Source organism: Acaryochloris sp. IP29b_bin.137 (assembly GCF_028285745.1).
Lineage (GTDB): Bacteria > Cyanobacteriota > Cyanobacteriia > Thermosynechococcales > Thermosynechococcaceae > Acaryochloris.
In genome coordinates this window covers 1-8018 of sequence record NZ_JANQOP010000175.1, presented here as the reverse complement: position 1 = coordinate 8018, position 8018 = coordinate 1, and the positions used below count along the sequence as shown (strand labels likewise).

Genomic DNA, 8018 nt, shown 5'->3' with positions numbered 1-8018 from the left:
TAAAGCCAAATTTGCGGACGTGGCGGAATTGGTAGACGCGCTAGATTTAGGTTCTAGTACTGCAAAGTGTGAAGGTTCAAGTCCTTTCGTCCGCATTCCATTTCGAACCACATCATGCAGTCCTATCCTCCCCCGACGGATTGGAGAGCGGCTGCGTTTGTGGTCTAGTTTTTATTGAATAAGGATGGGAGTGTTATAGGATGGATGATAGGGTCAGCATCCAAGCCTTGTTGATTCCCCAGGTGTAGTTAGTCTGCGATCGCAAGTGTCGTTCATCCTTACGAAGCCACTTCATTTCAAACTTTGATTGATAGAGGATTCCGTTAAGTTAGACTAAGACAATCTGTTAAAATGCTTAAAGATTCTACAAGATTGCCACATGGGAGCTACTCGCGCACGTATTGCCATTGACGCCATGGGGGGCGACCATGCCCCAGATGAGATTGTTGCTGGTGCTCTAAGAGCTCAAGCAGAATTAGATGCAGATGTTTTACTGGTCGGCGACCCTGGCCGTCTAGAAGCTTCTATCAAAAGCCATTCTGATTCCGTCCCCGTTGAAATCGTCCCTTCCGAGGGATTGATTGAGATGAATGAAGAGCCTATCAGCGCCCTTCGCCGTAAGCGCAAGGCTTCAATCAATGTAGCGATGGATTTAGTCAAAAAGAATAAGGCCGATGCTGTTGTTTCAGCAGGTCATTCTGGAGCCGCCATGGCTGCCGCTTTACTTCGACTGGGGCGAATTCCTGGAATTGATCGACCGGCCATTGGCGGTGTATTCCCCACAATTATTGCTGGAAAGCCGGTTTTGGTGCTTGATGTTGGGGCAAATGTGGACTGCCGTCCTGCGTTTCTGGATCAGTTTGCCACCATGGGCACCATTTATAGCGAGTATGTCTTGGGAACTGAAGCGCCAAAAGTTGGATTGCTCAATATTGGTGAAGAATCCTGCAAAGGCAATGAGGTGTCGGTTCAGACCTATCAGTTATTAGAAAAGAATCCCCACGTTGATTTTATTGGTAACGCTGAGGGACGAGATGTGCTCTCAGGTCAGTTTGACGTCATTGTTTGCGATGGGTTTACTGGCAATATCCTATTGAAGTTTGCAGAAGCCGTTGGCGAAGTTGCCCTCCAGATTCTGCGGGAAGAGTTGCCCAGAGGGATTCACGGCAAGGTGGGAACAGGGATTTTAAAACCAAATTTGCGTCGGATTAAGCAGCGGATGGACCATGCAGAGCATGGTGGGGGACTACTCTTAGGAGTTGCTGGAGCTTGTATTATCAGTCACGGCAGTTCTCAGGCTCCTTCGATCTTTAATGCCATTCGGTTGGCAAAAGAGGCTGCAGATAATCAGGTATCCCAGCGTATTCAGTCTTGCTATCAACAGACGGTGACAGCCGCCTCCAATGGAGAATAAACGTGCAGCAAATGGCCACTGGATTGGCAGTTACTGGGTGCGGCTCTGCTGCGCCTGAAGCTTCCCTTGACAATGATGGTCTAAGCCAAATCGTTGATACCTCCGATGAGTGGATTGCCAGCCGCACAGGCATTCGGTCCCGCCATTTAGCCAGCCCCGATGATTCGTTAGCGAAACTGGGTGCGATCGCAGCTCAAAACGCCCTCGAAATGGCTCAAGTGGAAGTTACCGATATCGATTTGATCTTACTGGCTACCTCAACACCCGATGATCTCTTTGGCAGTGCTGGTCAAATCCAGGCTGCCATAGGCGCAAAGCATGCCGTTGCGTTTGATTTAACGGCAGCCTGCTCCGGGTTTGTATTTGGTTTGATTACCGCTGCCCAATTTATCCGCACGGGTGTCTATCGCAATGTCTTGCTGATAGGCGCTGATGTCCTTTCCCGCTGGGTGGATTGGACCGACCGCCGCTCCTGTGTTCTCTTTGGCGACGGGGCTGGCGCTGTCGTGCTACAAGCTAATGACACCGATCGACTGCTCGGATTTGCCCTCCATAGCGATGGTTGTCTCCATGAGTGCCTCAATGTTCAATATCACAGCGAGGCTCGTCCCTTGACTAGGGGGATTAATGTCAGTCAAGGGACGTATCAACCCATTTCGATGAACGGCAAGGAAGTGTATCGGTTTGCGGTCAATCGAGTGCCCGAAGTGGTCGAGAAAGCTCTCTTTCAAGCTGATTTAAAAGCGGATGATATTGACTGGCTACTGTTACATCAAGCCAACCAACGCATCTTAGATGCAGTGGCCAAGCGTCTTAAGGTGCCTGCGGAAAAGGTGATTAGTAACATTGCGAACTACGGCAATACCTCTGCGGCCACGATTCCCCTGGCGTTGGATGCGACCGTACGCCAAGGCCATATCAAGTCTGGGGATACGATTGCTACCTCTGGCTTTGGAGCCGGCTTAAGCTGGGGAGCCGCTATTTTTCAGTGGCAGCGCTAGTTGTCGATTCAAAACTTTCTGAAACTGCTGCTGTTGGCGGCTATCTGGGGCAGCTCTTTTCTATTTACCCGGATTGCAGTCCCTGAGTGGGGGCCGATTTGGCTGATCGAGTTGCGAGTCCTGCTCGCGGGTATCACCTTACTGCCACTGATTTTTAAACTAGACTTATGGCTTCAGATCCGTCAACATTGGCGGGCCTTAATCTTGCTGGGGATTTTGAATTCAGCCTTGCCCTTTTGCTTGCTAGCCTATGCCTCTTTATCCCTATCAGCGGGGTTTACCGCTATTTTAAATGCCACTACGCCTCTATTTGGCTTGTGGATTGTCGCATTTTGGTTGCAGGAAGCCCTTTCAGTGCCCCGTTTAGTCGGCTTCGCCATTGGTTTTTTAGGGGTGGTGCTTCTAGTGGGGTTGCAGGATGTTCCCCTGACTCTAGACAAGGGCATTGCGATCGCAGCAGGTCTCCTAGCTGCATTACTCTATGCCATTGCTGCTCCCTATATTCAACAGCGGTTTGCAGGGGTTTCTGCGTTAGCCGTAACGACGGGGAGTCAACTCAGTGCGGCAGTCTGTTTGATGCCGTTGCTCCCTTTCTCAATCCCCAGCCAACTCCCTTCAACCCAAGCCCTACTGTCCATGATGGCTTTGGCGATCCTGTCTTCGGTTTTGGCTCAGATGCTCTATTACCATCTGATCAAAGTCATGGGACCCAGCAAGACTTTAACCGTCGCCTATCTCGTTCCCTTATTTGCCATGCTCTGGGGCGCATTAGCCCTACGAGAAATTGTGACAATATCAATGGGAGTCGGATGTGGATTAGTGTTGCTGGGAACTGCGATCGCAAATGATCTGTTTACACCTAAAAATTACTAGCTGGGAGAACTGACTCTCCCCCAAGATCAGGCCAGACCCTCAACCGCGCGGCGGAATTCTTCTACTTCATCGCCATACTCAATATCCATCACCGCTTCTACATTCTCATGGGGACGAGGAATAATCACCCAAGTCTCCAAAACACCACCTGGTGTTTTCTCCGCCGCTGCCACTCCGGCGTCCATAGCCATTTTGACCTCAGACACATCCCCGCGAATATTGATTGTAAACCGGGCACTTCCCGCCCGAATATAACCGACTAAGGTCACTCGCCCAGCTTTGACCATGGCATCTGCTGCCGCCAATACGGGGGGGAATCCTTTCGTTTCCAGTGACCCAACTGCCTGTGGCATTCCGACTTTCCTCAAAGATAATAATGTACAACTTAGTGCTCGTTCTAACCCTTACTTCACGTTCGAAAGGGTTCAGAACGTTCTGAGTAATCAATCGGCAAAATCGCCTCAATATTCTCAGGGGGATTTGGCACGATATAGTGGGATTCAACTTTAGCTGAACCCGGCATTCCTTCAACAGCGGCAATACCTGCCTCCATACCCCGCTTTACTTCCGCCACAGGTCCACGAATGGAGACCACATAGCGACCGCTGGCGCAGCTCGTATACCCCATCAGGGCCACACGACCAGCTTTGACCATAGCATCTGCTGCTGCTAAAACAGCCGGATATCCATAGGTTTCAATCATTCCAACGGCAACTGGCATTGTTTTTCTCCGGAGCTAACCCTTTACCCGCAGTACAAACTATACCTCAATCGTTCTACCGCTCATAGTCATTGCGCTCGTCAATGTCATGGTTCTTATTCTGTGGTCCTAAATATTGACCACAGCGAGAAGGATGATCTGTAAAAAAGTTCTCGCGAATGGGTAAATGGCAGATTGGACCATTGATACAGCAGGGTTTGCAATGCACTATGCCTCCTGTATGGCAAAGACAAGTGCAAATTTCTTCAGGACGATCAGGATTATCTCTAAGTGTTTACCACCAGCCTATGTAATCCGCTTCTGGTTTCGATAGTGATTTTTTAGAAGGCTCATTGCCCATAAACTGCAGCCAACGACTCAAATTCATATGACTATCTCGACAGTGAGGTCTAGGTTAGACTGGTCATCATTCTGGAGCAAAGTGGATACGACTCAAAAACTCTCCTGAAAAATCTTCAATAGTATGCTGCACTTTGAACAGGTAAGTTTGCAATTCCCCGGCGTGCCAGAGCCAACACTGCATGGTTGTACCTTTGAAGTCGAGGCTGGGGAATTGGTGGTGATTTTGGGGCCATCGGGTTGTGGGAAAACCACACTGCTAAAGCTTGTCAATCGTTTATATGAACCCACCTCAGGACAGATTTTCTTCAATGGTAAAGGCATTCATACGGTTCCCTTAACTACCCTGCGTCGCCAAATGGGATATGTCATCCAGCAGGCAGGTTTATTTCCCCATATGACCATTGCTCAAAATATTGCGGTCGTTCCTAAGTTATTGGGGTGGTCGAAAACAGCGATTGCCGCTCGGGTAGAAGAACTATTGGAACTCGTTCAACTCCCCCAAGCGTTTGGCAAACGTTACCCCAGCCAACTTTCCGGTGGACAGCAGCAACGGGTAGGGTTAGCCCGGGCTTTGGCAGCCAAGCCAGAAGTGTTACTGATGGATGAGCCCTTTGGGGCTTTGGATGCCATTACTCGTAAATCCCTGCAACAAGAGCTGCAGCAGTTACAGCAACAATTCAAAAAAACGATTCTGTTTGTCTCCCATGATATTGAAGAGGCTTTGCGATTAGCCGATCGGATTTTGATTCTCAATCAAGGAAATTTGGTCCAATACGGGACACCGTGGCAAGTCCTCACCCAACCCGCTTCTGCTTTTGTCGAAGCATTAGTGGGTACTGAGGACGTTCTAAAACAGTTGTCAGTATTGTCTGTAGAACGAGTGATGGTCACAACTTCTACTCCTGTTCCCCATCTTCCCAAAATTGCCAGTCATGGCACGTTACGAGATGCCTTGTCCATATTCTTGAAGTCTGGACAATCACAATTACAGGTCATGAATGGGACAGATGCGGTGGGAATTTTAGATCTCAATCATATTCAAACTGTTTGGCAAGATCCGACCAATTTCGATGAAGGCTGAGACAGTTGAATCTATTGCGATGGTTTGTGCTTGAGTTGGTTGAATTAAAGCACTGCAGAACTTTTATCTCTGACTCGATCATAGAATTCTTCCATAACGGCTAAGAAGGATTGCTCCCTTGGCCAAAAGGCTGGAAAGTCGCCTTGGGTTTTAACTAAAATCCCGGAGACTCCCGTCGAAGGTGGGGCATTAATAGTTTGGGGAAGTCGTTTGTCGCCTTGCCAAAAGTCTTTGAGCTGTTCGATCTCGGATGCGGGTGTGGTGAGGGGCTGGGTGTAATAGCTGTTGTCTGGTTCCAGTTCTGTTTGCTGGGCAGTGAGTTCAGCGGATAATGCTTGACCGAGGGGGGATTTCGCGAGTTCCTGTTGTAAGTTTTCCCGAGACAGACCTCGTAGCTCAAACAGCAAAAATGGGTCTTGGTCCAGCTCTGCAGCTAATAGGTAATAGACACCAGCAATATGTTTGCAGGGATTGCTCCAGTCGGGACAAGAACATTGAGTCGTGAAATTAGAATTGCTGCGGGGCAGCAGATTTAAATCCAGCTTGGCAAAGGCATCTTCGATGTTGTCAGGCATTTCATTTAGCATCAGTCGTGAGATCAGACTGGCTTTGGATGCGAGAAATGCGATCGCAGCTGCCCAATTGGCTTTACTAATCGACTCAAACTCAATGCTGGTATCATACAAAGGCTCTTTATAAACCCCGAAATAAGGATTCACCGAACCCCGAACTTCCGCTTTCACCAACCCATCTTTAAGAGTAAAACTTTTGACTTTATTCCCCCGAGCATAGGATCGTCCTCGCCCCAAACGTCCTGGATCGGTAATTTGCTCAATTGCGGCAAGGAACCGTTGTCCCCACCAGGTTCGACTGAAGTTAGCCATGGGTGATTACTAACGCTAAAGCGTTTAGAGTTGAGAAAAAGAGATTGATATTAGCTAGGATAACTGTATCTGAAGCATTGCTAGCAGGGAGAAACAATTTGTGGCTTCTACCCTTACTCATTGGACTTTCAAAGAGTATCTCCAAGACCTCCATTCTGCCGATACTCGCTACGAACTGGTTCAAGGCGAGCTAGTTGAAATGCCCCCACCAACCTTGCAACATTTGCGAATTGCCAAATTTTTAGAGCGAGTTTTTGATCAAGAGATTGAGCAGCATAATCTTGCCTGGGAAAGCTTAAGAGAAGCGGGACAACGAACAGAAACAGGGACAGCACGATTACCTGATGTTTTGGTTGTTAGGAAGCAAGATGCTGATGCGCTACTTCATGAGCCAACGGTATTCGAATGTCCTGGCATCCTTGCTGTTGAGATTGTTAGCACTAATTGGCGAGATGACTATCTACATAAGCTTGCTGAATATGAGGCTTTAGGTATCCCCGAATATTGGATCGTTGATTATCTCGCCTTGGGGGCTTCTCGCTATATCGGTTCACCCAAATGCCCCACCCTATCAATTTACCAATTAATCGATAGGGAATATCAACTCCAACAATTTCAAGCAGAGGATACTATTACTTCACCATCATTTCCCCATCTGCGACTCACGACTACTCAAGTCTTTCAGGCTGCTATTTAAACAATATCTATTCGGTTGAAGTATTCCGTTGTCATTTTCTAGATCGCTCAAAAAAATCTTGAATTTCAATGGGGGAAGAATCAAGATTCCGTTTTTAAAAAAATTACTAGAAATATCGCTTAATCTGCAAGAATTTCACTATATCAGGTTTTTGAAGACTCTAGAAATTAATATTAGCTTCAAAATAAAATATGAGATATCTGCGTTAGTCTATGGGAAAAACTGCTATTCAATCTCTATTGATTAAAGCACAAAAAATCTTAAAAATAATATTACTGAGCACCATGTTCAGCTTCATATCCTTTATGGCTTTAGGGCTAATAAGTAGAAAAATTATTAGCGCTGATCAAGAGTACAGAAAAATAGGAGAATATGATGTCTACTTGATTTCAGATAAATACACAGTCACCAATAACACTGGCTCAGGAAATTATCAAAATGTATGGGTGCTTGATAGGGAAAACTATAACCTAGCTACCCTAAGTAGAAGAGATGATCTTGGAGTCATTGGTGAGCTTAATAATAAAAATTTATTAAATAATTTTCCGCGAAGTGTTCTTGAACGCAGGCAAGACACATACCTTTTAGTTGGGGATGCTGATTTAGATGGCTCTATAGAAGTAACTATTGTCGACACAAAATATTTGTACAGTAATGGGCATTCAAGTTCAATTCAGATTAATAAAAATGGGGAGATTACTGTTGAAGATTCAGCGTTAATTCAGTATGTAAATTTATTTATCTCAATCACTTCTGACATCTATCTTCTTACTCTATGCCTTGTTATTGTATTGTTAGTATTACCTGTGGTTTTAGCTGCTTGTTTCTATCGCTATTTTTGCATGAAGCCATAAACTGTGTTTGGCATATTTTATCTAAGTACAGAATTTTAAATGTTAACAATATTCTCTTTGGGGATGACAAGGGTTTCACAATGTGGTCTGAATCAGTGATAGCGCCCTCATGCCTCTCTGGTAATTGAGTCGTTTATGGGGTTTCAGTTGC

General features: G+C 46.5%; 10 protein-coding genes and 1 tRNA gene. 7 read left to right on the top strand and 4 right to left on the bottom strand.

Features of this window, described 5'->3' with window-relative positions:
• Positions 1–13: 13 nt before the first annotated feature.
• The 4 genes from Q0991_RS12810 to Q0991_RS12795 all read left to right on the top strand — a co-directional run bounded on the left by Q0991_RS12810 (position 14) and on the right by Q0991_RS12795 (position 3288).
• Positions 14–95: transfer RNA gene (locus Q0991_RS12810), tRNA-Leu, on the top strand.
• Positions 96–379: 284 nt separating this feature from the next.
• Positions 380–1414, top strand: coding sequence for a phosphate acyltransferase PlsX (gene plsX, locus Q0991_RS12805; protein WP_299489083.1), 1035 nt, complete (start codon positions 380–382; stop codon positions 1412–1414).
• Between the two features lie 2 nt (positions 1415–1416).
• On the top strand, positions 1417–2415 hold the full coding sequence (locus tag Q0991_RS12800; RefSeq protein ID WP_299489082.1) for a beta-ketoacyl-ACP synthase 3: 999 nt from the start codon (positions 1417–1419) through the stop codon (positions 2413–2415).
• Complete coding sequence (locus tag Q0991_RS12795) at positions 2416–3288, top strand: DMT family transporter (protein WP_299489080.1); 873 nt, start codon at positions 2416–2418, stop codon at positions 3286–3288.
• Positions 3289–3314: 26 nt separating this feature from the next.
• Here the strand turns inward: Q0991_RS12795 and Q0991_RS12790 are convergent, their stop codons facing one another.
• Genes Q0991_RS12790 through Q0991_RS12780 form a run of 3 tightly spaced genes read right to left on the bottom strand, consistent with a single transcriptional unit; the run spans position 3315 to position 4217 of the window.
• A complete protein-coding gene (locus Q0991_RS12790) occupies positions 3315–3641 on the bottom strand; it encodes a carbon dioxide-concentrating mechanism protein CcmK (RefSeq protein WP_299489079.1) in 327 nt (108 codons plus the stop codon).
• Between the two features lie 56 nt (positions 3642–3697).
• Positions 3698–4009 (bottom strand): carbon dioxide-concentrating mechanism protein CcmK, encoded by a 312-nt coding sequence (locus Q0991_RS12785; protein WP_299489078.1) that lies wholly within the window; start codon positions 4007–4009, stop codon positions 3698–3700.
• A gap of 55 nt (positions 4010–4064) precedes the next feature.
• Positions 4065–4217: a hypothetical protein gene (locus Q0991_RS12780; protein WP_299489077.1), complete on the bottom strand. Its 153-nt coding sequence runs from the start codon at positions 4215–4217 to the stop codon at positions 4065–4067.
• Between the two features lie 255 nt (positions 4218–4472).
• Here Q0991_RS12780 and Q0991_RS12775 point away from each other — a divergent pair, with 255 nt between their 5' ends.
• Positions 4473–5432, top strand: coding sequence for an ABC transporter ATP-binding protein (locus Q0991_RS12775; protein WP_299489075.1), 960 nt, complete (start codon positions 4473–4475; stop codon positions 5430–5432).
• A gap of 44 nt (positions 5433–5476) precedes the next feature.
• Here Q0991_RS12775 and Q0991_RS12770 read toward each other — a convergent pair whose 3' ends face one another.
• Positions 5477–6316 (bottom strand): SWIM zinc finger family protein, encoded by an 840-nt coding sequence (locus Q0991_RS12770; RefSeq protein ID WP_299489074.1) that lies wholly within the window; start codon positions 6314–6316, stop codon positions 5477–5479.
• 100 nt (positions 6317–6416) lie between these two features.
• On the opposite strand from Q0991_RS12770, the gene Q0991_RS12765 reads away from it, so the two are divergent.
• Positions 6417–7013, top strand: a complete 597-nt coding sequence (locus Q0991_RS12765) for a Uma2 family endonuclease (RefSeq protein WP_299489073.1) — start codon at positions 6417–6419, stop codon at positions 7011–7013.
• Positions 7014–7225: 212 nt separating this feature from the next.
• Positions 7226–7867, top strand: coding sequence for a hypothetical protein (locus Q0991_RS12760; protein ID WP_299489072.1), 642 nt, complete (start codon positions 7226–7228; stop codon positions 7865–7867).
• Positions 7868–8018: the final 151 nt, after the last annotated feature.